Annotated in this window: 23 protein-coding genes; 11 read left to right on the top strand and 12 right to left on the bottom strand. The window is 66.8% G+C overall.

The annotated features are described in order from the left end of the window. Positions 1-115 precede the first annotated feature (115 nt). Genes G342_RS0114530 through G342_RS0114495 form a run of 8 tightly spaced genes read left to right on the top strand, consistent with a single transcriptional unit; the run spans position 116 to position 6534 of the window. Positions 116-595, top strand: a complete 480-nt coding sequence (locus G342_RS0114530) for a Na+/H+ antiporter subunit E (RefSeq protein WP_018183890.1) — start codon at positions 116-118, stop codon at positions 593-595. Next, the gene (locus G342_RS0114525) at positions 588-848 is read left to right on the top strand and encodes an MrpF/PhaF family protein (RefSeq protein ID WP_018183889.1); all 261 of its coding nucleotides are present in this window, start codon (positions 588-590) and stop codon (positions 846-848) included. The genes G342_RS0114530 and G342_RS0114525 overlap by 8 nt, the downstream gene beginning before the upstream one ends. Further along, complete coding sequence (locus G342_RS0114520; RefSeq protein WP_018183888.1) at positions 849-1091, top strand: hydrogenase subunit MbhD domain-containing protein; 243 nt, start codon at positions 849-851, stop codon at positions 1089-1091. It abuts the gene before it with no gap. A 3-nt stretch (positions 1092-1094) separates the two neighbouring features. Beyond that, positions 1095-1460, top strand: coding sequence for a monovalent cation/H(+) antiporter subunit G (mnhG, locus tag G342_RS0114515; protein ID WP_018183887.1), 366 nt, complete (start codon positions 1095-1097; stop codon positions 1458-1460). After that, positions 1457-2332: a hydrogen gas-evolving membrane-bound hydrogenase subunit E gene (gene mbhE / locus G342_RS0114510; protein WP_018183886.1), complete on the top strand. Its 876-nt coding sequence runs from the start codon at positions 1457-1459 to the stop codon at positions 2330-2332. The genes mnhG and mbhE overlap by 4 nt, the downstream gene beginning before the upstream one ends. 17 nt (positions 2333-2349) lie before the next feature. Then, positions 2350-2724, top strand: a complete 375-nt coding sequence (locus G342_RS0114505; protein ID WP_018183885.1) for a sodium:proton antiporter — start codon at positions 2350-2352, stop codon at positions 2722-2724. After that, a complete protein-coding gene (locus G342_RS0114500) occupies positions 2718-5816 on the top strand; it encodes a complex I subunit 5 family protein (protein ID WP_018183884.1) in 3099 nt (1032 codons plus the stop codon). Before G342_RS0114505 ends, G342_RS0114500 begins: the two co-directional genes overlap by 7 nt. A 37-nt stretch (positions 5817-5853) precedes the next feature. Then, positions 5854-6534: an urease accessory protein UreF gene (locus G342_RS0114495; protein ID WP_018183883.1), complete on the top strand. Its 681-nt coding sequence runs from the start codon at positions 5854-5856 to the stop codon at positions 6532-6534. Between the two features lie 190 nt (positions 6535-6724). Here G342_RS0114495 and G342_RS0114490 read toward each other — a convergent pair whose 3' ends face one another. The 6 genes from G342_RS0114490 to G342_RS0114465 all read right to left on the bottom strand — a co-directional run bounded on the left by G342_RS0114490 (position 6725) and on the right by G342_RS0114465 (position 12208). Continuing rightward, the gene (locus tag G342_RS0114490; protein ID WP_018183882.1) at positions 6725-7738 is read right to left on the bottom strand and encodes a L,D-transpeptidase; all 1014 of its coding nucleotides are present in this window, start codon (positions 7736-7738) and stop codon (positions 6725-6727) included. Positions 7739-7858: 120 nt separating this feature from the next. Then, positions 7859-8911, bottom strand: a complete 1053-nt coding sequence (locus tag G342_RS0114485) for an urea transporter (RefSeq protein WP_018183881.1) — start codon at positions 8909-8911, stop codon at positions 7859-7861. Positions 8912-8990: 79 nt separating this feature from the next. Continuing rightward, on the bottom strand, positions 8991-10694 hold the full coding sequence (ureC, locus tag G342_RS0114480; RefSeq protein WP_018183880.1) for an urease subunit alpha: 1704 nt from the start codon (positions 10692-10694) through the stop codon (positions 8991-8993). A gap of 1 nt (position 10695) precedes the next feature. Beyond that, complete coding sequence (locus G342_RS0114475) at positions 10696-11007, bottom strand: urease subunit beta (protein ID WP_018183879.1); 312 nt, start codon at positions 11005-11007, stop codon at positions 10696-10698. A gap of 9 nt (positions 11008-11016) precedes the next feature. After that, a complete protein-coding gene (gene ureA / locus G342_RS0114470; RefSeq protein WP_018183878.1) occupies positions 11017-11319 on the bottom strand; it encodes an urease subunit gamma in 303 nt (100 codons plus the stop codon). Positions 11320-11341: 22 nt separating this feature from the next. Further along, complete coding sequence (locus G342_RS0114465) at positions 11342-12208, bottom strand: urease accessory protein UreD (RefSeq protein ID WP_018183877.1); 867 nt, start codon at positions 12206-12208, stop codon at positions 11342-11344. 343 nt (positions 12209-12551) lie between these two features. Here G342_RS0114465 and ureE point away from each other — a divergent pair, with 343 nt between their 5' ends. The 3 genes from ureE (at position 12552) to G342_RS0114450 (ending at position 15106) form a co-directional block, all read left to right on the top strand. Further along, a complete protein-coding gene (ureE, locus tag G342_RS0114460) occupies positions 12552-13160 on the top strand; it encodes an urease accessory protein UreE (RefSeq protein ID WP_018183876.1) in 609 nt (202 codons plus the stop codon). Between the two features lie 48 nt (positions 13161-13208). After that, the gene (gene ureG, locus G342_RS0114455) at positions 13209-13844 is read left to right on the top strand and encodes an urease accessory protein UreG (protein WP_018183875.1); all 636 of its coding nucleotides are present in this window, start codon (positions 13209-13211) and stop codon (positions 13842-13844) included. A gap of 158 nt (positions 13845-14002) precedes the next feature. Beyond that, positions 14003-15106, top strand: a complete 1104-nt coding sequence (locus tag G342_RS0114450) for an NAD(P)/FAD-dependent oxidoreductase (protein WP_018183874.1) — start codon at positions 14003-14005, stop codon at positions 15104-15106. A 53-nt stretch (positions 15107-15159) separates the two neighbouring features. Here the strand turns inward: G342_RS0114450 and G342_RS0114445 are convergent, their stop codons facing one another. From G342_RS0114445 to G342_RS0114420, 6 genes are read right to left on the bottom strand one after another with little or no spacing between them, the layout of a single operon-like run. Beyond that, complete coding sequence (locus tag G342_RS0114445) at positions 15160-15909, bottom strand: SDR family oxidoreductase (RefSeq protein WP_018183873.1); 750 nt, start codon at positions 15907-15909, stop codon at positions 15160-15162. A gap of 25 nt (positions 15910-15934) precedes the next feature. Next, positions 15935-16702 (bottom strand): SDR family NAD(P)-dependent oxidoreductase, encoded by a 768-nt coding sequence (locus G342_RS0114440; protein WP_018183872.1) that lies wholly within the window; start codon positions 16700-16702, stop codon positions 15935-15937. Between the two features lie 36 nt (positions 16703-16738). After that, positions 16739-17728 (bottom strand): D-erythronate dehydrogenase, encoded by a 990-nt coding sequence (gene denD / locus G342_RS0114435; RefSeq protein WP_018183871.1) that lies wholly within the window; start codon positions 17726-17728, stop codon positions 16739-16741. A gap of 28 nt (positions 17729-17756) precedes the next feature. Continuing rightward, positions 17757-19694 (bottom strand): D-apionate lactonase family protein, encoded by a 1938-nt coding sequence (locus G342_RS0114430; protein WP_018183870.1) that lies wholly within the window; start codon positions 19692-19694, stop codon positions 17757-17759. Beyond that, positions 19691-20671 carry an ABC transporter permease gene (locus tag G342_RS0114425; RefSeq protein WP_018183869.1) on the bottom strand — a complete coding sequence of 327 codons (981 nt, stop codon included), beginning with the start codon at positions 20669-20671 and terminating at the stop codon, positions 19691-19693. Before G342_RS0114425 ends, G342_RS0114430 begins: the two co-directional genes overlap by 4 nt. A 17-nt stretch (positions 20672-20688) precedes the next feature. Continuing rightward, entirely contained in the window at positions 20689-22599 is a 1911-nt protein-coding gene (locus tag G342_RS0114420) for a sugar ABC transporter ATP-binding protein (protein WP_018183868.1), read from the bottom strand. Between the last annotated feature and the right edge of the window lie 23 nt (positions 22600-22622).

Below are 22622 nucleotides of genomic sequence, written 5' to 3'. Positions count from 1 at the left end.
CTCCAGCACGGGCGGCGAATTGATTTGGACACGGTTGCAATCTAGAGTTTTCACCATTCGCCCGGGGGCCGAAATCGTGGACGAGAACAGTCGGAAATCTATCGCGCCGCAGGGGATGCTCAGCCTCTGGATCGTGCTGTTCGTCGTCTGGATGGTCGCCAACGCCACGCTGGCGCCGGAAGTGGCCGTGCTCGGCGCCGCGATCACGCTGGCGCTCGCCTATGTCTTTTCGAAGTCGAGCGACGCCTGGCGCCAGATCCGCTGGACGCCGGCCGGGCTCTATCATTTCGCGGCCTATACCGGCACCTTCCTGGTCGAACTGGTCAAGGCCAACATCGCCATGATGCGGGTCGTCTATGCGCCGCGCATCGATATCAAGCCCGGCATCGTCAAGATCCGCACCAGGCTGAAGTCGCCGATCGGCCGGCTGGCGCTCGCCAACACCATCGCGCTGACGCCGGGCTCGCTCGTCATCGATATCCAGGACGAGACCCTGTACATCCATTGGCTCGACGTCCAGACGACGGATCCCGACAAGGCGACCGAGGCCCTCGCGGGTCCGTTCGAGACGCATCTGGAGAAAGTCTTTGGCTGAGATCATCATTCAGATCGCCGCCGTCCTGATCTTCTTCGCGATCCTGTTCGCCGTCATTCGCCTGGTCATCGGCAAGACGCTGGTCGACCGCATCGTCGCCGTCGACATGCTGACGGTCATCTCGATCTCGCTGATCGCGCTCTATGCGCATGTGTCGGGCCGCTTCGTCTATATCGACGTGGCGCTGGTCTATGGCCTGCTCAGCTTCCTGGCCGTGCTGGCGATCGCCCGCTTCCTGGAAAAGGGGCTCTAGATGCTCGAGTTCCTGCTCCTCCTGGTCTGCGCCAGCATCCTCACCGCCGGCTTCCTCGCGGTCTGCCTGAAGAACGTGCTGGCGGCGATGGTCGCCTCCGGCCTTGCCAGCCTGTTCGCGGCGGTCTCGTTCCTGCTGCTGGCGGCGCCTGACGTCGCGATGGCGGAAGCGGCGATCGGCTCCGGCCTCGCCACCTTCATCTTCCTCTACGCCATCCGCAAAACCGGCAATGGGAAGGGCTGAGGCATGATCGAGCTGATCGGCAGCCTGTTTATCCTGGCCGGCGCCATCTTCCTGTTTTCCGCCGGCCTCGGCCTGTTGCGCATGCCAGATGCCTTCACCCGCATCCAGGCCGGCACCAAGGCGACGACGCTCGGCAATCTGCTCGTCCTCGTCGGCCTCGCCATCTACCACCCCGACTGGACCTTCAAGCTGATCCTCGCGATCTATTTCGTGCTGATGACCAATCCGATCTCGTCGCACGCGCTGTCCCGCGCCGCCTACCGGATCCGCACGCCGATGACGTCGACCACCAGCGTGGACATGCTGGCCGAGGACGAGGCGGCCGGCGGCGAGCCCGGCAAGAAGCCCGGCCGGAGGAAGCGGTCATGATGCGCCATGTCGTGATCGCGATCGTCGTCATCCTGTTCGGGCTGGTCTTCGCCCGCATGGTCGGCGGTTATGTGGAGCTCTCGGCGCTGCGGCCGCTCGCCGAACAATATGTGACGCTGGCGCCGGTCGAGCTCGGCACGCCCAACATCATCACCGGCATCCTGATCACCTATCGCGGCTTCGACACGCTGGGCGAAGTGGCGGTGCTTTTCATGGTGGCGGCCAGCGTCGGCCTGCTGCTGAAGAAGGACGACGCGCCCGCCAAGGCGAAGGCGGCGTCGACCAAGGCGATCCCGGCCAAGGCGAGCGCCACCAAGCCCGTGGTGCCGAAGACGGCGGCAGCCAGGGCCGCGGCGGCACGGACGGCGGCGGCGAAGGCAAATGCCGGTGCTCGGGGCAGCGCCCAGACAGCCGTGGCCGTGACGTCGGCCAAGGTGGCGGAGAGCGCCGAGGATGACGAGACGGCGCCGCGCGAGGCGAGCGAGATCGTTCGCACTGGCACCGAGGTGCTGCTGCCGCTGATCTTCACCTTCGGCGCCTATGTCATCGTCAACGGCCATCTCTCGGCCGGCGGCGGCTTCCAGGGCGGCGCCATCGTCGCTTCCGGCGTCATGCTGATGCTGCTGGCGCGGCCGGGTTCGGCGCTCAACGTCGCCATGCTGAGCATCATCGAATCCTTCGCCGGCGTCTTCTATGTCGGCCTCGGTATTCTCGGCCTCGTGCTGGCCGGCGGCTTCCTCGATCCGCGCTTCCTGCCGATCGGCACTTTCGGCGCCTTCATCAGCGCCGGCGCCATTCCGCTGATCTCGGCCCTCCTCGGCATCAAGGTCGGCGCCGAGCTCAGCGTCATCATCGACCGTTTCAGAAGCTGAGCGGGGCAGGGACGGACATGACGACAGGTCTACCGGTTTCCACCATCCTGCTGATCACCGGCTTCGGCCTGGCGCTGATCGGCATCTGGGGCATGCTGACCCATCGCAACATCATGCGCATCATCATCGGTTTCGCCGTGATGGATACAGGCCTGCACCTCGTCATGGTCGCGACCGGCTACATCACCGGCGGCACCGCGCCGATCCTCGACGGCGCGCTCAGCAAGGCCGACGCCGCCCGCCGCGCCATCGACCCGATCCCCTCGGCGCTGGTGGTGACGGCGATCGTCATCGGCCTGTCGGTGACGGCCGTCATGCTCGCCTACGCCATCCGCCTCTATGCCGCCAAGAAGACGCTCTCCATCGACGCGTTCACGGAGTCGAAATGGTAGCGCTCCTTTTCCACCCGCTGAACATCTTCCTGCTCGGGCTCGGCGGTGGCTTCCTCATCCCGTTGCTCTACCGGCTCGGCAAGCCGTGGCTGCATGCCGGCTTCTGGCTGGCGCTCGCCGGCATCGTCGCCGTCAGCGGCGTCTCCTGGCTCGGCATCCTGCAGGGCGGCCCGACGATCGAGGTCCTGACGGCCGGCGCGGCGCCGCCGCTCTCGATCAATCTGCGCTTTGGCCTGCAGGAAGGGTTCTTCACCTTCACCGTCGGTCTCGTCTCGCTGCTCGGCGCGCTGCATCTCTGGGATCGCCTCAAGGGCAATTACGGCGCGCTGCTGCTCTATCTCATCCTGGTGATGGGCATAGACGGCATGGTGATGACCCGCGACCTGTTCAATCTCTTCGTTTTCCTGGAGATCGTCTCGATCGCCACCTACGGCCTGCTCGGGCTGGAACGGACGCCGGCGGCAATGGCGGCGGCGTTCAAGTACATCATGGCGACGGTGATCGCCTCGACGCTGTTCCTGCTCGGCACGGTTCTGCTCTACTACGTCACCGGCACGCTCAACATCGACGCGCTGATCGAGGGCCGGGCGGAGATCACCGGTCCGATCGCCACCACGGCGCTGCTCATGGTGCTCGCCTGCCTGATCCTCGAACTGAAGCCGTTCCCGGCCAATGGCTGGGGCCTCGACGTCTACGAGACGGCGCCGAGCGGTATCGCCTCGCTGGTCTCGGTCGGCGTCTCGGCCGGTGTGTTCTTTGCGCTCTGGAAGTTGTTGCCGCTGTTCGAGGGCCAGCTCGGCATCATCGCCGTTTCCGGCGGCATAACCTTCCTGTTCTCCAACCTGATCGGGCTGAAGCAGGGCAAGGTGCAGCGCCTGCTCGGCTATTCGTCGATCAGCCAGATGGGCCTGATGATGCTGGCCCTGGCGCTGTTGACCAAGATCGGCGCGACGGCCTCGATCCCGCTCGTCATCGGCGGCCTGTTCGTCAATCACCTGCTCGCCAAGGCGGGCCTGTTCTGGCTCGCTGGCGTGTTGAAGCAGGATGATGTCGACGCGCGCACCAGCCTGTCCGGCCGGCCGCTGCTGCTCGGCCTCTTGGCGCTTTTCATGGTGGCGATCGCCGGCCTGCCGCCATTCCCGGGCTTCTGGGCGAAATGGGAGCTGGTCATGCAGCTGACCAGCGCCGGCAAATTGCCCTGGATCGCCGTGATCCTGACCGGCTCGCTGCTCGAAGCCGCCTATATGTTCAACTGGTTCGTCCGCGCGCTGCGTCCTTCCGAGGAACGCGCTGGCGCCGGACCCGACACCGTCGCGCTGTTGCCGGTCTATGGCGTCGCGCTGCTGCTCGCAGGCGCCGGCTATCTCGCCGCGCGCCTTTCCGGCGCGGCGTCGCTCTGGATCTTTGCGCCCCTCGCAGTCGGCATCGTGCTCTATGCGCTCGACCGGCTGCCGGGTCGGGTCAAGGGCGTACTGATGCTGATCGCCGTCGCGCTCACCGGCACATGGCTCGTCGAAAGCGCGGTCGGCATCGCCTGGCTGTTCGCCGTGCTTCTCCTCGCCGGCAGCGTCGTCATCGCCGCTGCCAGCCTCTACCGCGAGGATCAGCGGCCCGGCTATTACCCGATGCTGGCGGTGCTGCTGATCTCGATTCCGGCGCTGCTGCGCTCGTCGACCAGCCTCGAATTCTTCTTCAGCTGGGAGATCATCACGCTCTCCTCCTGCTTCCTGATCGCCAAGGGCAGGGGAGCGGGCCCGCATGTGCTGACCTTCCTCCTGTTCTCGCTGGTTTCGGCCTTCTTCCTGCTGGCCGGTTTCGCCGGCATCGCGGCGCTCTCCGGCACCACCAGCCTGACGGCGCTCGTCACCAGCGGTCCCGACGCCACCATCGCCTTCGTGCTGCTTGCCATCGGCTTCCTGATCAAGGCCGGGGCCATCGGCGTGCATGTCTGGCTGCCCGGCGCCTATACCGAGGCCGACGACGATTTCACCGCCATGCTCTCCGCCGTCGTCAGCAAGGTGGCGATCTTCGGCCTGCTGACCGGCACTTATCTCGCCATTCGCTCCGAGGCGGCGCTGGAGATCGCGCATGGCATGGCCTGGATCGGCATGCTGACGACCATCGTCGGCGCGCTGCTGGCGCTGCGCCAGACCGACTTCAAGCGCCTGCTCGCCTTCTCCAGCATGAGCCAGCTTGGCTACATCGTCACCGCGATCGCGCTGATGAGCCATCTCGGCTGGGTGACGGCGCTCTATCTCGTTGCCAACCACATGATGGTGAAGGGGATTTTGTTCCTCGCCGTCGCCGGCATCATCCTGAGAACCGGCACGCGCGATTTCGCGGGCACCGGTGGTCTCGCCCGCGCCATGCCGGTGACCTTCATCCTGGTCGTCGTCGCCCTCATCTCGATGTCCGGCCTGCCGCCGCTGATGGGTTTCGGCGGCAAGTGGCTGCTGCTCTCGGCCATGACCGACAAGGGCTGGAACTTCCTCGCCATCGCCGGCCTGATCGCGACCTTCCTCGGCTTCCTCTACATGATCCGCCTCGTCGCCGGCTTGTTCTTCGGCGCGCGTGCGGCCGGACAGGCGGATGTGCGCGAGGTGCCGCTGGCGCTGATCGCGCCGCAGGTTCTGCTCGTCGTCGGCATCCTCGTGCTGTCGTTCTATCCGAAGCTGCTGATGGACCCGGTCTCGGCCGCGATCGATCCGCAATTCGCGGCGACGCTCGTCTGGGAGGGCATGTCCCTCTACACCATCTATGGCTACTGGAACCCGACGCCGGTGATGATCGGCGCGGTGGGCGCGGCGGCTGTCCTCGGCGTCATCGCCTGGCTCGTCTATCGCAGCGGCGTCGGCCGTTCGGGCAGTCTCGCCCGCTTCTATGCCTATTACCGGATGGTGATCGAGCGCGCGGTGCCGCCGGTCGCGACGGAGTTCTGGAGCGGCGTCACCGGCTTCACGCTGGCGACGGCCGCCACTTTCAGGCAGGTCTATACCGGCAACGGCCAGACCTACGCGCTCTATGTGCTGGTCTATTTCCTCGCGCTCTATCTCGCCAGCACCGGACCGGCCGGCTTCTGGATCGCCGGATGACCGGCGTCACGCTTACAACCGGGATGGGACCATCGGTATGACGGCCGCACCAGACGACGCCATCCCGCTGCATCTCCTGCGGCTGGTCAGCCCCAGCCTGCCTGTCGGCGCCTTCTCCTATTCGCGCGGGCTGGAATTCGCGGCCGAGGCCGGCTGGGTGCAGGACGAGGCGTCCGCGAAGGACTGGATCCACGGCACGCTGGAAAACAGCTTTGCCCGGCTCGACGGCGCCCTGTTCTGGCGGATGATCCGGGCGCTCGACGCCGGCGACCATGACGGCTTCGTCCACGCTGATGCCTGGCTTTCGGCTGGCCGCGAGAGCCGCGAGCTGCAGCTGGAGGATCGCCGCATGGGCGAGGCGCTGCTCACCCTGCTCGCCGATCTCGAAGTGCCGGAGGCGATCCGCTATCTCGACGCACCGCTCGGCTATCCCGCCGCCTTCGCCATCGCCGCCCATCATTGGAATGTCGCCCCGGCCGCTGCGCTGAAGGGGCTGATGTGGACGATCGTCGAGGGCCAGGTCGCCGCCGCGATGCGGCTGGTCAGGCTCGGCCATACGGCCGGCCAGCGCATCCTGATATCCGCCGTGCCGGTGATCGAGCGCAGCGTCGCCACGGCGCGCACGCTCGATGACGATCAGATTGGCAATGTCTCGGTCGCCATGGCGATGGCGAGCGCCTGGCACGAGACGCAATATTCGCGGCTGTTCCGGTCGTAGGGGGGCGAGGCTCTAGGCAATGCGCCTTACGGCCTTGGCCCACCCTCCGCCGTCATCCCGGGCCTGACCCGGGATCCATTCAGCCGGGTTGCCACTCGCGCGCCCCCTGCTTCCGAGGCTGTATGGATCCCCGCCTTCGCGGGGATGACGGAGCCTCGTGTGGCAGTCGGAGCCTGGCCTGAATGCGTCGTTAGACCGCGTGCTGGTCGTTCATGATGACGAAGTCCTTGCCCGAGCGGCTGTCGGCCGAGAGCGGCAGGTCGACCGTCACCATCACGACGCCCGGCTTCATGCGGGCGCGGATCGCGTCGTTGATATCGCGGCCGGCGCGGATCCGGGTCAGGGTGGTCTGGTCGGCATTCGCCGCCGCCTGGTTCGGATCGGTACTGTAGCCGATCGGCTGCCAGTGCAGCGCGCCATGGTCGGTGTTCAGGTGCGACAGGATGAAGACGTGGTTGCCGAGCGGCTGCGAGGGATCCACGAGCGTGAGCGGTCCCTCGGCGACGACAACGCCGTCGTCGAGCACGACGATCTTCTTGTCGGCGCTCGACACCATGATCGCGGTCGCCGGCGGCTGGTAGGGATGCTCGGCCGAGGTCGGGATCTTCTTGTCCCTAAGGTTCGCGACCGCGTGGTCGAAATCCTGCTCGGCGGTCTCGGAGAGCACCATGCCCGGATGCACGACATTCGGCGGGAAGGTGGTCGTGTCGGCGATGATGACCGGCGTGCCGACATGGGTGATGCTGAAGAGATCCGCCGAGAAGGCCATCGGCAGGCGGACGCAGCCATGCGAGGCCGGATAGCCCGGCAGCTTGCCGGCATGCAGCGCGATGCCCGACCAGGTCAGCCGGTTCATGTTCGGCATCGGCGCGTCGTTGTAGGTCGACGAGTGGTGGTTCTTGTCCTTCTGCAGGATCGTGAACACGCCGGTCGGCGTCTCATGGCCGGGCTTGCCGGTCGAGCAGGTCGAGACGCCGATGCGGATGCCGTTGCGATAGACATAGACGCGCTGATCAGGCAGCGAGACGACGACAGCGACCGGGCCGGCCGGGGACCGATCCGGATGCCAGGTGAACTCGCCCGGCTTCATCGCCGAGATCGGCTCGACCGTGTCGGCGAGCACGGGGCCATGCCCCGGTGTCGCCAGCAGGGCAGCGGTGCCGAGCAGAAGTCCGCGGCGCGAAAGAACGAATGGTCCGGTCATGAGGCTCCCCTTGTCGCCGTGTCGAATCAACCCTCTCGATGCTTACGGTTGTGGGGAGCGATCCGCAACGATCATTCGGTCCGCGCCGTCGTCCGGCGGCTGGCCCGGCGGGAGCGGCGATTACTCGCCGCCCCCCGCGAGGTAGCGGGCGCGGTTGTCCTCCGGCGTCGTCGCCTCGGCCGGCGGTACCGGCACCAGCGCCTTGAAGCCGTATTGGCCGATCAGCATCAGCCAGGTGACGAGCACGAAAGTCGACGTCAGCACCGGCATGCCGATCGGGCCGAGGAAGATGGCGATCGAGGCCCAGAGCCAGGTCGTCACGACGATGCCGAACAGCGTGTAGACGAAGCTGCGCCAGGTCAGCACCAGGAAGAAGCCGCCGAGCGCGATCGCCGTCAGCGCCGCGTTGTAGCCGAACAGGCCGTCGCGGATCGCCCCTTCCGGGCCGCCGAAGATCACCGCGACCAGCGCAGCGCCGGCCGCGCCGATCAGCGCCATGCCGGCCGAGATGCGCGAATTGACGGCGATGCCGATGACGATCAGGTAGCCGGTGATCCAGTTGTCCTGGAAGAAGATCTGGCCGATGCCGTTGCCGATGCCCTGGTACCAGGTCGGCAGGGCATAGGCGATCGCCGCGTCGTACTGGTCGGGCGAGACCGGCTTCGCCAGCGGTCCGGCCTCGATATTGGCGAATTTCAGCACGGCGAACAGGAACAGCCAGCCGATCAGCACGAAGGGCGCGGTCAGCGCCGCCACCTTGTGCGGGCCGAGCAGCGTCGCGATCGTCGAGAACGTGATGGTGGTCATCGCCGCCGCGAAGATGATGTAGACCGTCATGGCGGCCGAGGGCACGGCGCCGGTGCGGAAGTCGGCGCTGGTGAAGGCGACGAGTGCCAGGGCGACGAGCACGCCGTTGAAGCCGAACAGCCCGTCGCGGATCAGGCCCTTGTCGGCCTTCAGCAACATTGCCGTCGCCGTCGCCACGACGACGCCGAGGATGCAGATCGTGCCGTAGATCGCCGAATTGAAGAACAGGGCGAGCAGGATTATCAGGCCCGAGAGCGGGTTGTTCTGGAACACGACCTGGCCGACGCCGCGCAGGCTCCAGTCGACGAAGCCGAGCGTCGGATGGTCCCTGTATCGATCCTGAAACGGAAACTGGGTCTGGGTCACAAGCTTTCTCCCCCAAAGAAAAACCCCACCGGACGTTCCCGGTCCGATGGGGTCTGTGTCTGTCGCCGCCGGCTTCCCGTCAGAACAGGAAGTAGCGCTGCGTCATCGGCAGGGTTTCCGCCGGCTCGCAGGTGATCAGCTCGCCGTCGATGCGCACCTGGTAGTTCTGCGGATCGACCTCGATCTTCGGCGTCAGCGTGTTGTGGATCATGTCCTTCTTGCGGACGCCGCGCGTGCCCTTGACCGCCACCAGCTGCTTCTGCAGCGAGAGCTTCTCGCCGATATTGTCGTCGAGCGCCGCCTGCGAAACGAAGGTGACACCGGTCTTGCCGCGCGCCCGGCCGAGCACGGCATACATCGGCCGGTAGTGAACCGGCTGCGGCGTCGAGATCGAGGCGTTCGGATCACCCATCGGGGCGGTGGCGATCATGCCGCCCAGGAGGACCAGCGACGGCTTGACGCCGAAGAAGGACGACTTCCAGAGCACCAGGTCGGCGCGCTTGCCGACTTCGATGGAGCCGATCTCATGGGCGAAGCCATGCGTGATCGCCGGGTTGATCGTGTATTTGGCGATATAGCGCTTGCAGCGGAAATTGTCGTTGCGGTCGCTGTCCTCGGGCAGCGGCCCGCGCTGCACCTTCATCTTGTGCGCCGTCTGCCAGCAGCGCAGCGTCGTCTCGCCGATGCGGCCCATGGCCTGCGAATCCGACGACATCATCGAGAAGGCGCCGAGATCGTGCAGGATGTCCTCGGCCGCGATCGTTTCCTTGCGGATACGGGATTCGGCGAAGGCGACGTCTTCCGGGATCTGCGGGCTCAGATGGTGGCACACCATCAGCATGTCGAGATGCTCGTCGATGGTGTTGATCGTGTAGGGCCGCGTCGGATTGGTCGAGGAGGGGAGGATGTTCTCCTGGCCCGCCGCCGTGATGATATCCGGTGCGTGGCCGCCGCCCGCGCCTTCCGTGTGGAAGGAGTGGATGGCGCGGCCTTTCATCGCCGCGAAGGTGTCGGCGACGAAGCCGCTCTCGTTCAGCGTGTCGGAATGCAGCGCGACCTGCACGTCCATCTCGTCGGCGACGGTCAGGCAGTTGTCGATCGCCGCGGGCGTGGTGCCCCAGTCCTCGTGCAGCTTCAGCCCGATGACGCCGGCGCGGATCTGTTCGCGCAAGGGCTCAGGGAGGGAAGCGTTGCCCTTGCCGAGCAGGCCGACATTGATCGGCAGCGCCTCGATCGCCTCCAGCATGCGGTGGATGTACCACGGGCCGGGCGTGACGGTGGTGGCGAGCGTTCCGACCGAGGGGCCGGTGCCGCCGCCGACCAGCGTCGTCGTGCCGCTCGTCAGCGCTTCCTCGGCCTGCTGCGGCGCGATGAAGTGGATGTGGGTGTCGATGCCGCCGGCCGTCAGGATCTTGCCTTCGCCGGCGATGACGTCGGTGCCCGGGCCGATGATGATGTCGACGCCCGGCTGGATGTCGGGGTTGCCCGACTTGCCGATGCCGGAGATGCGGCCGTCCTTGACGCCGACATCCGCTTTGATGATGCCCCAATGGTCGAGGATGATGACGTTGGTGATGACGAGGTCGGCGACCTCGGCGGCATTGCGCTGGCTCTGGCCCATGCCGTCGCGGATGACCTTGCCGCCGCCGAAGGTGACCTCGTCACCATAGACGGTGCGGTCTTCCTCGATCTCGATGATCAGGTCGGTATCGGCCAGCCGGACCCTGTCGCCCTTGGTCGGGCCGTAGAGCGAGGCGTAGTTTTCGCGGGTGATGCTCGCCATCTCAGACCTCCAGCTTTCCCATGACCTTGGCATTGAAGCCATAGACGGCGCGGTCGCCGGCGAGCGCCACCAGCTCGACGGTGCGCTCCTGGCCCGGCTCGAAGCGGACGGCGGTGCCGGCCGGAATGTTGAGCCGGAAGCCCTTGGTCTTCGCGCGGTCGAAATGCAGCGCCGTGTTGGTCTCGTAGAAATGATAGTGCGAGCCGACCTGGATCGGCCGGTCGCCGGAATTGGCGACGTCGATCGAGATCTTTTCCCGGCCGGCATTGAGCTCGATATTGCCGTCCTCGAGGATGAATTCGCCTGGAATCATGACACGCCCCTACGGTATCGGGTTGTGGACGGTGACCAGCTTGGTCCCGTCGGGGAAGGTCGCTTCGACCTGGATGTCGTGGATCATCTCCGGCACGCCGTCCATGACCTGATCGCGGGTCAGCAGCGTGGCGCCGTAGGACATCAGATCGGCCACGGTCCTGCCGTCGCGGGCGCCCTCCAGGATGGCGGCGGAGATGTAGGCAATCACTTCCGGATAGTTCAGCTTGACGCCGCGAGCCAAGCGGCGTTCGGCCACCAGAGCTGCGGTGAAAAGCAGAAGCTTGTCTTTCTCGCGCGGCAAAAGTTCCATCGCGGACCCCTCTCGACTGTTGTTACGTTGCCCAGATGCGCGGCGCGCTGGCCGCCTTTCCCTGACATGACGTCCGGAGCGCGTCCCACGCCTGGACGAAGAGTGACTTGCCTTCGGAGACGCGGGGGCCGAGATAGCGGCACACCACGCCCTGATCGAGCTGGCTGACGGAAAACACGCCGTCACCCCGGCTCCCGATCGCGCCGCGGACGCGTTCGGCCGCGTCCTCCGCCGTCGGTCCGGCATAGATCATCGTACCCCATGTCGGCCTGCCGGCAAGCGCATAGGTTGCATTGGCTAGATTGGATCCGCCGGACAGTTGCATCCGCTCGAACCAGATGGGCTTGCCGTCGCGGAGGATTTGGATCCGCTGGCTGACGCTGCCGCTCTCGAAGCGCTCGCGCGCCGCCGGCCTGCCGAGGCAGAGAAAATCCCAGCCGACATAAGTCGCGCCCTCGGCGAGCGTGACCCGGGTGTCGATGACGGCGTTGGCACCGTCGAACAGGATGGTTTCCTGCGGCAGGTATTCGCAGACAGCCCCGGCGCCGACGTCGATGGCCGTCGACTGCGTGCTCACGCCATGCTCGCTGCGATAGAATTTGGTCGCGCCCGGCGTTGTCAGCACGGCGCGGGCATCGGCGGCGAGGTGAAAGCGCATGTCGAGCTGGTCGCCGCCGGCGACGCCGCCCGGCGGATGCAGCAGGTAGACGTGGCAGGTGCCGTCCTTTTCCGGGTGGAACGGCTTCTGGACGACGAGCGGTCCGAGATGACGGCGCCGCATCAGGCGCGTCTTGCCGGCGTTCGGCGCGAACCAGAGTTCCAGCTCGGCCAGCCAGTGGCTGGGCGCCGCCGCATAGTGCGCCCGCGCCGTCGTGACGGCGTCCGGCATGGCACTTTCGGCAAGCAGCAACGGCTTCACTCTATACGTGCTCCCGGTCTGGACCACTCTTCGAGCCGATCACGAGACGGTTGTGAGTTTGACCTATCACACGGTGAACGGCCCGTTCGCAACGGTAAAATCCGGCACGTCGCACTTATGGAGCCGCACGCTATGCGCACGGTCTCGCGACTTGGCGCTCCGTCCCGAAATTGGCATGGCCGCTTTCTTTTGTCGCCCAAAGAAGGGAAGATCGTGCCCCATCGCATTCGTCTTGCGACCTGCGAAAATGCGCTATAGGCGGTGACGGCGATGGTATGTCGCCGAGCCTTGAGTTGAAGAGCGGGGAAGTGGAATGTTGAGGGCAATCGCCGTCAGGCGGGCATCGGAAATCGCTGCCGAGGACGAGGCCCAGCCGCTCGGCCGTGCCGTGCTGCCGCATGACGAACGGCATCTGCGCCGGCGCGCCATCGAGCTGGTCGACGGCCGCAAGGTGCTGGTCGATTTGCCCGAGCCCGTCGTGCTGGAGGCCGGCGATCGCCTCGTCGTCGAGGGTGGCGGCGAGATCGGGATCGCGGCGGCCTACGAGCCGCTCTACGAGATCTTCGGCCAGGATCCGGTGCATCTGATGGAACTCGGCTGGCATATCGGCAACCGGCATCTGGCGGCGGCGATCGAGCCGACCCGCATCCTCATCCTGCGCGATCACGTCATCAAGGCGATGCTGGAAGGGCTGGGCGCGCGGGTCAAGGAGATCGTGGCGCAGTTCAATCCGGTGCGCGGCGCCTATTCTGGCCATGGCGAGCATTCGCACGGCCATGATCACGGCAACCATTCCCACGATGCACATGCCGGGCATAGCCACGGTCATGATGGGCATAGCCACGACCATGACCACCATGACCATGACCACGACCATGGTCATCATCACGATCATGGTCCCGGCGGCCACCGCCACGACTGAGCCGGCCCGTCGACCGGACCGATCCTGCTAGAGAAGGCCAGAGCGCTCATGACATCGAAAAACGGACCCCTTCGCGTCGGCATCGGCGGCCCCGTCGGCTCCGGCAAGACGACGCTGACCGAAAAGCTCTGCAAGGCGATGCGCGACGAGTTCTCGATCGCGGTCATTACCAACGACATCTACACCCAGGAAGACGCGCTGATCCTGGCGCGCCGGCAGGCACTGCCGGAAGACCGCATCATGGGCGTCGAGACGGGCGGTTGCCCGCACACGGCGATCCGCGAGGATGCCTCGATCAATCTCCAGGCGATCGCCGAGATGAACCGCAGGATCCCGGGCCTTGATATCGTCTTCATCGAATCGGGCGGCGACAATCTGGCCGCGACCTTCTCGCCGGATCTCGCCGATCTGACGCTCTATGTGATCTCGGTCTGCCAGGGCGAGGAAATCCCGCGCAAGGGCGGGCCGGGCATCACCCGCTCCGACTTCCTCGTCATCAACAAGAGCGACCTCGCGCCCTATGTGAACGTCGATCTCGACATCATGCAGAAGGACGCGGCGCGGATGCGCGGGATCCGGCCGTTCGGCTTCACCGATCTCTCGCGCGGCAAGGGGCTCGACGCCGTCATCGACTTCATCGTCGAGAATGGCGGGCTGCGGCTCGAGGCGCGCAAGAGCGCCTGATCGGGGAGAGCGCCTGACCGGGCTTTCGCCATTCGACGTGGGCTTCGCAGGGTCGCATTGGCAGCCGGCCGCCGCTATACCGGGCGGGATGTGAAACCGGCCCCTCCGGCCGCGCCGTCGCCGGTGCCGCGGGACGCCGCCAGGATCCGGATCTGGTGATGGATGAAGTCGAGTGCGTCGTCGTCGGCGCGGGAGTGGTGGGCCTCGCCGTGGCGCGGGCGCTCGCCAATGCCGGCCGCGAAGTGCTGGTGATCGAGGCTGAGGACGCCATCGGCACGCAGACCTCGTCGCGCAACAGCGAGGTCATCCACGCCGGCATCTATTATCCGGCCGGCAGCCTGATGGCGCGATCCTGCGTCGCCGGCAAGCTCGCCCTGTATGATTATTGCGCCGAGCGCGGTGTGCCGTTCCAGCGCTGTGGCAAGCTGATCGTCGCCGCCGACGCGGCCGAGCGTGACAGACTCGGCGCCATTATCGCGCGCGCCGCCGCCAATGGCGTCGACGATCTCGTCGAGCTGACGGCGGCCGAGGCGCTGGCGCTGGAACCGAACCTCGCCTGCGCCGGCGCGCTGCTGTCGCCCTCGACGGGAATCATCGACAGCCATGCCTACATGCTGGCACTCGAGGGCGACCTCGAAGCATCCGGCGGCATGGTGGTGTTGTCGAGCCCGCTCGTCGGCGCGGCACCCGATGGCGACGGGCTGGTGCTGTCGATCGGCGGCACCGAGCCGATGCAGCTCCGCACCCGGCTGCTGATCAATTCCGCCGGCCTCTCGGCGCCCGCCGTCGCACGGACGATCGCGGGGCTCGATGCCGCGCATATCCCGACCGAGTACTATGCCAAGGGCAGCTATTTCACGCTGTCGGGCCGTTCGCCCTTTTCGCGGCTGATCTATCCGGTGCCGGTGCCGGGCGGGCTCGGCACGCATCTGACGCTCGATCTGGGCGGCCAGGCCCGCTTTGGTCCGGACGTCGAATGGATCGATGCGGTCAACTACGACGTCGACGCGGCGCGGATCCCGCTCTTCGTCGACGCGGTCCGGCGCTACTGGCCCGACGTGAGCGCCGATCGGCTGCAGCCGGGCTATGCCGGCATCCGGCCGAAGATCGTGCCGAAGGGCGCCGGCGCCCAGGATTTCGTCGTCCAGGACGGTTCGGTGCATGGCATCGCCGGCCTGATCAACCTGTTCGGCATCGAATCCCCGGGCCTGACCGCCTCGCTGGCGCTGGCGGATCACGTCGCTGGGCTGGCGGCGCGCTGATCCAAAACGGTCCCGGCCTGAGCCGGAACCGTCATGCCATAGGCCGGGCTGGATCAGCCGCGGCCGACCAGCGGCATCTTGGTGGCCATGATGGTCATCTGCAGGATGTTGGCATCGAGCGGCAGGCCGGCCATGTGGACGACGGCATTGGCGACGTGGCTGACGTCGAAGGTCGGCTCGACCTTGATCGAGAGATCCGGCTGCAGCACGCCGCTCTTCATCTTCGCCGCCATCGGCGTCTCGGTGTTGCCGATGTCGATCTGGCCGCAGGCGATGTCGTACTTGCGGCCATCGAGCGCGGTCGAGCGGGTCAGGCCGAGCACGGCGTGCTTGGAAGCGGTGTAGGGCGCCGAGTTCGGGCGCGGCATCACGGCCGAGATCGAGCCGTTGTTGATGATGCGGCCGCCCATCGGCTTCTGGTCCTTCATGATGCGGAAGGCGGCCTGGGTGCACAGGAAGACGCCCGACACATTGGTGTCGATGACCGCCTTCCACTGGGCGTAGGTCAGGTCTTCCATGTTGATCGGCGGGGCGTTGACGCCGGCATTGTTGAACAGCACGTCGAGGCGGCCGAAGCGGTTCTTGATCTCGCCGAACAGGGCGGCGACCGAGGCCTCGTCGGTGATGTCGGAGGGAATCGCGACGGCGTCGCCGCCGGCTTCCTTGGCGACTTCCTGCAGCGGCTCGATGCGGCGGCCGGTGACGACGATCGTGTAGCCGGCGCCAGCGAGCGCCAGCGCGACGGCGCGGCCGATGCCGGTGCCGGCGCCGGTGACGAGCGCGATCTTGCCATTGTTGGACATGGGATTTCCTTCCAGGGATCGTTTGTTATTGGGCGAGGAAGCCGCCGTCGACCGGCAGCGTGTGGCCCGTGACCATCGAGGCGCCGGGGCCGGCGAGGAAGAGGATGGCGTTCGCGACCTCCTCCGGATCGGCGAGGCGGCGGAGCGGTGTCATCGCCTCGATGCGGGCGATCAGCTCCGGATCGGCCATCAGGCCGGCGATGAAGGGCGTGCGGACATAGGTCGGCGCCACGGCGTTGACGCGGATGCCGTTCGGCGCCCATTCGACGGCCAGCGCGCGGGTCATGTTCACGATCGCGCCCTTGGTCGTCTGGTACGAGATGTTGGGATAGAGCCCGCCGCCGGAAAAGCCCATGATCGACGAGACGTTGACGATCGAGCCCTTGATGCCGGCGGCGATCATCTGGCGCGCCGCGATACGCGATGCGAGGAAGGTGCCCGTCATGTTGACGTTCACCACCGTCTCCCAGTCGGCGACCGAAAGCTCGACCGCCGGACGGCGGATCGCCGTGCCGGCGCTGTTGACCAGGATGTCGAGCTTTCCCGCCTTGTCAGCGACCGCCTGGAAGGCGGCCTCGAGGCTCGCCTCGTCGGCGACGTCGGCGGTGACGGCGAAGTGCTCCGCCGCCATGCCGAGCGTTGCGAGCACCTCCGCCGCGACTGGATTGCGGTCGAGCAGGACGACGCGGGCGCCGGCATTCGCGAGCGCCTGCGCGCTCGCGAGGCCGATGCCGGAGCCGCCGCCGGTCACCGCGGCGAAGCGGCCTTTAAGGGAGAAGGGATCGCTCGCCATCGGTGTCATTCCGGTTCCGGGTTCCTGGGGTGTCGCTCAGCCGCCGATCTTGCCGCCGAGTTCATCCTCGACATGGGCGCGGATGATCTGGTCGAACGAGGTCTCGGCCTTGAATCCCAGTCCTTCGGCGCGCTTGGTGTCGAAATCGCGCGCCCAGCCGGCGACGATGCGGTCGATGGTCTCGTCCTTCTCGTGGCGGATCAGCTTGACGGCGGCATCGCCGGCGACGCGGCGCAGCGCCTCGATCTCTTCCCCGACGGTCGCCGACAGGCCCGGCATGTTGAGCGTGCGGCGCGGGCCGACCGTCTCGAGGTCGATCGTGCCGGCATGGATCAGGAAGCCGACGGCCGAGCGGGGGCTGGCGAACCAGTGGCGAACATCCGGCGAGACCGGCAGCACGGCTTCGATGCCGACCAGCGGCTCGCGCAGGATGTTGGAGAAGAAGCCCGAGGCGGCCTTGTTCGGCTTGCCGGGACGAATGCAGATCGTCGGCAGGCGGATGCCGATGCCGTCGAAGAAGCCGCGGCGCGAATAGTCGGCCAGCAGCAGTTCGCCTATCGCCTTCTGCGTGCCGTAGCTGGTCAGCGGGGTCTGGAAGAACTCGTCGCCGATCTTCTCCGGGAAGGGCGCGCCGAAGACGGCGATCGACGAGGTGAAGACGACGCGCGGCTTGTAGCCCGACTTGGCATTCTCCAGGCGGATCGTGTCGAACAGATAGCGCGTGCCGTCGAAATTGATGCGGTAGCCCTTGTCGAAATCGGCCTCGGCCTCGCCGGAGACAATGGCCGCGAGGTGGAAGATGACGTCGGGCCGATTGGCGATCAGGGTATGCGAGGCTTCCGGCGCCGACAGGTCGATCGTCAGCGTCTCGACCGGGCCGTTGAAGCCCTGCGGGGCCGCCGGGGCGACGACATCGGCGAGCGTCAGACGGCTGACTTCCTTGCCGCCGAGATGACCGTCGGCGACCAGCCTGTCGGTGAGCTTGCGACCGACCATTCCAGCCGCGCCGATGATGAGGATATGCATTGGAAAAACCTCGAAAAGGGAAACGATGTCAGGAGATCAGGAGACGGGCCACGGCGTAGGGGGCAAGCGTGAGCGTAGCCTCGTCGAAGGGCTGGGTCAGATGGTCGAGCGCGTCGCGATCCCCTGTCGCCGCCACGAAGCTGTCGGCATCGAGCAGGAAGAGGCTGCGCGGCGCGCCGGGCAGGGTGACAGACTGTTCTGTGCCCGTGCGGTTGGCAAGCCAGAGTTCGACGCCATCCCCGGTCTCGGCGGCGATCGCCTCGATGGCATCGGGCGTCGCTACGGCACGTAGCGGCAGGCCTGCGAGTCGCGCCATGCCGGCGAGGACGTGGAACATCGGAAAGACGCCGCCGGCCTCGTCGAACCAGGGCTGCGGCCAGTCGTGCTTGACGGCGATGAGCCCGAAGGCGCCGGTAGTGCCGCCGAGCGTGATCGTCGTTGCGCCGCCCGCCGCGAAGCGGGCGAAGAAACCGAGCGCCCAGGCGGCGCCGAGCAGGCCGCGGTGGCGCGGATCGTTGAAGTTCATCGCCTGGCGGATATTGCCAGGGTTCTTCAGCGGTGCCTCGCCATAGGGGTTCATGCGCATGCCGATGGCGCTGGGGCCAACCGCATAGGGTTTTCCGTCTGCAATGGCGCGGGCGCTGAGCGCGATCGCCGGCAGCGTCTCCAGCCCTTCGGTAATCGAGTGGTCGTCGCCGGCATGCAGCATCGCCGTCGTCGTGAACGAGACGAGGTCGATCAAATCGACCGGCGGCCGCTTGCGATTCATCTCGGTGAACAGGCTGAACATGCCGCCGCCGAGCCGGGCGTTCGGGAAGACTTTTCGCGCGACTTCAAAGAAATCGCGCGGCGGCGGCGCTGGCGGCCAGACGCTGCCGGGCAGCGTGCATTTCAAATCCGGCAGCGGCGACAACAGCACGGTCGGGAAGGGCGAGCCCATTTCGGCTACGGTTTTTCCGAGAGTCTCGATCTCGGCCTCGAAGCCGTCGACGGACTGGATGACGGCTTCGAGCCAGGGCTCGGCGCCGATCGCGCGGGCGGCGGCGACGATTCCGCCCAGCGTCGTCGGACCATGGCCGAGCGAGGGGTCGTAATAGCCGACCAGCACCTTCGCGCCGATCCGTCGCAGTGTGTCGGCGCGGGCGATCGTGTCGGTGATCTCTGTGGGATCGAGGCCGAGGCCGAGCGGCGGCACCGTGCCGATGCGCTCGCCGAGCGTGACCTTGCCCGCTTCGGCGCCTGCAGCGGCCTGCGGCAGCGAACCCGCGATAGTGACGCGCACCGCCTGCCGGATGGTCTCGTCCTTTGGCAGCGTGTAGGGCCAGGGCAGGGCCAGCGGGCGGACATAGGTCTTGTACGAGGCGTCGGTCCAGTTGCGCTGGTCCTCCATCTCGTAGGTGTCGCCCTCCATCCGGCAGGTCACCGTCAGTCCCGGCGCCGCCTCGTGGGTGAGCGCGCGCAATTCCATCATCGGCTGCACGGGGTCGATGATGTCGGGGAAGCGGCTCTCGACGATCGAGCCGTCGACATGCTCGATCGTCACCGGATGGCCGGAAACGCCGTTGATGGGATGCAACACGACGAAGCCGGTGCGGTTGGTGAGGAAGGGGTTTTCCGCATAGCCCTCGGCCGAGAAATCGAGCGTGCCGTCGGCCGAGCCCTCGATGCGGGCGGAATAGCGGAAGGCCTGGTTGTCGTCGAGCGCGAGCGCCTTGTAGGTGACGGTGAAGCCGTCGGCGCGCTCGTCGACGACGAGGTCCGAGAGGATCGGGTTGTAGGTACCCCAGTTCTTGTCGCGGACGATGAAGGAGACGGCGCGGATGATCTCGACGCCGGCATAGCGGATATGGCGGAGATTGCCGGTATCGAGCTCGGCGGTGAGCGCCCCCGCCCTCAACAGGCGGAGCGGCGTGACGGGCTCGTCGGTGCCGAAGAGCCGGATTGCGAGGGAGGGGGCTTGGCTCATCGGCTGATCCTCGAGGAAACCAGGCGCTCGACCAGGAGCGCCAGGATGATGATGGTGCCGATCGCGGTGCCCTGCCAGAAGGGCGAGACGCCCATCAGGTTCAGCCCGTTGCGGATCATCACCATGATGAAGACGCCGATCAGCGTGCCGATCATCGAGCCGCGGCCGCCATAGAGGCTGGCGCCGCCGATGACGACCGCCGCGATGGCGTCGAGTTCCATCTGGTTGCCCATCAGCGGATCAGCCGAGAGCAGCTGGCTGATCGAGAAGGTGATGGCGACGGCGGCGAAGGCGCCGGACAGCACATAGGGCAGGATCGAATAGAAGGTGGTGTTGAGGCCGGCGGCGCGGGCGGCTTCCTTGTTGGAGCCCACCGCATAGATGGTGCGGCCGCCCTTGGTGTAGGTCAGATAGCCCCAGGCGGCGGCGTAGAGCGCGATCAGGAACAGCACGTTGGACGGGATGCCGAGGACATCGGTGTAGACGATGTTCTGCATCGCCTCGGGGATGTTCGAGATCGCCGTCTGGCCGGAGAAGATGTAGGCGAGGCTGCGGCCGATCGCCATGACGCCGAGCGTCACCACGAAGGGCGCGAGGCCGAACACGGTGATCAGCGTTCCCGAGATCAGGCCGATGAAGCCGCCGGCGACGACGGCGATGCCGATCGCCGGCACGATCGGCACATGCTGCAGCGACAGGCCGAGGATGATGCCGGTCAGCCCCGCGACGGAGCCGACCGAGAGGTCGATGCCGCCGGTCAGGATGACGAAGGTCATGCCGACGGCGACGATGCCGATCACCACCGACTGGTCCAGAAGGTTGAAGATGTTGGACTTGGTCAGGAAGAAGGGCGACAGGAAGGACAGGCAGACGGCGATCAGCAGCGCCAGCAGCAGCATGCGGACTTCGAGCCGCTGCGCGAACTGCTTGAGCGGCGAGGCGGGCGCCCGGCGGTTGAGGGTTTCGGTGTTGGCCATGGTCGAAGGATCCTTGGTCACAGCGTTGCCGCCATGGTGTCGATGCGGGATTTGATCGTGTCGGGCGCGGGCAGCGGCCGGTCGGCCGGCAGCGACAGCCCGACCCAGCCGAGGTCGTGGCCGCGCGGGCTGGTCATCGGCACCACCAGCGTGGTGCGGCTCCTGTCCGCCTCGGGCACGAAGATCGGCTCGCGGCGGCGGAGCGCCTCGGGAATCTGGGTCGCGCCGAGCTCGCGCGCCTGTCCGGCCCGGAAGCCGGGATCGAGCGCGGGGTTGCTGACGACGGCGTTCAGGCAGATCAGCCGCTCGCCCTCGATCAGCGCCCAGAAGCCGGAGCCGCCATGCTCGCGGGCGAGGCCGTTGAGCATCTCGGTATTGCGCACCATCGAGGTGCGCGGCGCTGCCAGCAGCGTCAGGCTTTCCTCGTCGAGCATGGCGCTCGGCAGGTCGGCGATGGTGCGGCCGTCGCTGATCACGACGACGCGGTCGGAGAGGCCGAGCAGCTCCTCGAAATCGGAGGAGACGACGACGAGGGCGACGCCCTCGGCCGCGATGTCGCGCAGCATCGCGTAGATCGAGGCGCGGGTGCCGATGTCGACGCCCTTGGTCGGCTCGTCGAGGATCAGCACGTCCGGCTCGAGCAGCAGCCAGCGGGCGATGATGATCTTCTGCTGCATGCCGCCGGAGAAGTTCAGCATCGACGCGTCCGCCACCCGGTCCTCGGGCATGCCGAGCTTGGCGAGCAGCTCCTTCACCTTCTTCTCGCGCGAGGCGTAGCTGCAGAAGAAGCCGCGATGCGCGCCGAGATGCGCGAGCAGCAGGTTCTCCTTCACCGAGAGGTCGGGGACGATGTTCTGCGTGCGGCGGTCCTCGGCGACGAAGCCGAGGCCGGCGCGGATCGCCGTCTGCGGGCTGTCGGCGCGGAGCTTCTTGCCCCCGAGCGTGACCTCGCCGCCGGTGCGGGGCCGGAGGCCGAAAATCGCCTCGACCGTCTCCGACCGGCCGGCGCCGACCAGGCCGCCAATTCCGAGGATCTCGCCCTTGCGGACCGAGAAGGAGACATCGCGCACGGCAGGCGCCGAGGCGAGATTGCGCACTTCAAGCGCCACCGGCGCGTCGGTCTCGGCGACGTGGTGGCTTTCACCGCGCTCGTAGATCGCGCCAAGCTCGGCGCCGACCATGGCGCGGATCAGCTCGGCCTGCGACAGCGTCGCGGTCGGGTGCGCGTTCATCACCGTGCGGCCCTCGCGCATGACGGTGACGCGGTCGGTGATGGCGAAGACTTCTTCCAGACGGTGCGAGACGAAGACCAGGCCGTGGCCGGACGAGCGCAGCCGCGCCATGATGTCGAACAGGCGCTCCGCCTCGCCGGGGCTGAGCGACGCCGTCGGCTCGTCGAAGATCAGCAGCTTGGCGCGCACGCCGAGCGCCTTGGCGATCTCGACCAGTTGCTTCTGGGCCGACGAGAGGCGGCGGACTTCCCAGTCGAAGGGCAGGCTGTCGCCCTGGCCGAGATCGTTCAGGATCTCCTGGCCGCGCCGGCGCAATTCGCTGTAGTCGAGGCGGCCGGGCCGGCCGAGTTCGGGCAGGAAGATGTTTTCGAGCACCGTCAGGTCGGGGACGAGGCTGGTCTCCTGCATGACGATGGCGATGCCGATGCGGAGCGCGTCGCGCGTCGAACGCAGGCGGATCTCGTGGCCGCGATAGGTGAGTTCGCCGCTGTCGAGCGTGTAGTGGCCGGAAATGACCTTGGAGAGTGTCGACTTGCCGGCGCCGTTGGCACCCAGCAGGCCGTGCACCTCGCCCTCGCGCAATTCGAAATTGGCGCCCTGGAGAGCCCGCGTGCGGTCGAAGGTCTTGGTGATGTCCCGGGCCGTGAGAAGGGTGGTGTGGCCCGTCTCCGCGAGGGGGGCAGTGTTGGGCTGCAACGGATCATGCTCCTGGTGTCGGC

Source organism: Kaistia granuli DSM 23481, from assembly GCF_000380505.1.
Lineage (GTDB): Bacteria > Pseudomonadota > Alphaproteobacteria > Rhizobiales > Kaistiaceae > Kaistia > Kaistia granuli.
Note: the sequence above shows the minus strand (reverse complement) of the source record. Positions and strands in the feature narration are given on the sequence as shown.

Coding starts and splice junctions, on each gene's coding strand:
- G342_RS0114530 (WP_018183890.1), top strand. CDS start 116: ATGCTCAGCCTCTGGATCGTGCTGTTCGTCGTCTGGATGGTCGCCAAC.
- G342_RS0114520 (WP_018183888.1), top strand. CDS start 849: ATGCTCGAGTTCCTGCTCCTCCTGGTCTGCGCCAGCATCCTCACCGCC.
- mnhG (WP_018183887.1), top strand. CDS start 1,095: ATGATCGAGCTGATCGGCAGCCTGTTTATCCTGGCCGGCGCCATCTTC.
- mbhE (WP_018183886.1), top strand. CDS start 1,457: ATGATGCGCCATGTCGTGATCGCGATCGTCGTCATCCTGTTCGGGCTG.
- G342_RS0114505 (WP_018183885.1), top strand. CDS start 2,350: ATGACGACAGGTCTACCGGTTTCCACCATCCTGCTGATCACCGGCTTC.
- G342_RS0114500 (WP_018183884.1), top strand. CDS start 2,718: ATGGTAGCGCTCCTTTTCCACCCGCTGAACATCTTCCTGCTCGGGCTC.
- G342_RS0114495 (WP_018183883.1), top strand. CDS start 5,854: ATGACGGCCGCACCAGACGACGCCATCCCGCTGCATCTCCTGCGGCTG.
- G342_RS0114490 (WP_018183882.1), bottom strand. CDS start 7,738: ATGACCGGACCATTCGTTCTTTCGCGCCGCGGACTTCTGCTCGGCACC.
- ureC (WP_018183880.1), bottom strand. CDS start 10,694: ATGGCGAGCATCACCCGCGAAAACTACGCCTCGCTCTACGGCCCGACC.
- G342_RS0114475 (WP_018183879.1), bottom strand. CDS start 11,007: ATGATTCCAGGCGAATTCATCCTCGAGGACGGCAATATCGAGCTCAAT.
- ureA (WP_018183878.1), bottom strand. CDS start 11,319: ATGGAACTTTTGCCGCGCGAGAAAGACAAGCTTCTGCTTTTCACCGCA.
- G342_RS0114465 (WP_018183877.1), bottom strand. CDS start 12,208: ATGCCGGACGCCGTCACGACGGCGCGGGCGCACTATGCGGCGGCGCCC.
- ureE (WP_018183876.1), top strand. CDS start 12,552: ATGTTGAGGGCAATCGCCGTCAGGCGGGCATCGGAAATCGCTGCCGAG.
- ureG (WP_018183875.1), top strand. CDS start 13,209: ATGACATCGAAAAACGGACCCCTTCGCGTCGGCATCGGCGGCCCCGTC.
- G342_RS0114450 (WP_018183874.1), top strand. CDS start 14,003: ATGGATGAAGTCGAGTGCGTCGTCGTCGGCGCGGGAGTGGTGGGCCTC.
- G342_RS0114445 (WP_018183873.1), bottom strand. CDS start 15,909: ATGTCCAACAATGGCAAGATCGCGCTCGTCACCGGCGCCGGCACCGGC.
- G342_RS0114440 (WP_018183872.1), bottom strand. CDS start 16,702: ATGGCGAGCGATCCCTTCTCCCTTAAAGGCCGCTTCGCCGCGGTGACC.
- denD (WP_018183871.1), bottom strand. CDS start 17,728: ATGCATATCCTCATCATCGGCGCGGCTGGAATGGTCGGTCGCAAGCTC.
- G342_RS0114430 (WP_018183870.1), bottom strand. CDS start 19,694: ATGAGCCAAGCCCCCTCCCTCGCAATCCGGCTCTTCGGCACCGACGAG.
- G342_RS0114425 (WP_018183869.1), bottom strand. CDS start 20,671: ATGGCCAACACCGAAACCCTCAACCGCCGGGCGCCCGCCTCGCCGCTC.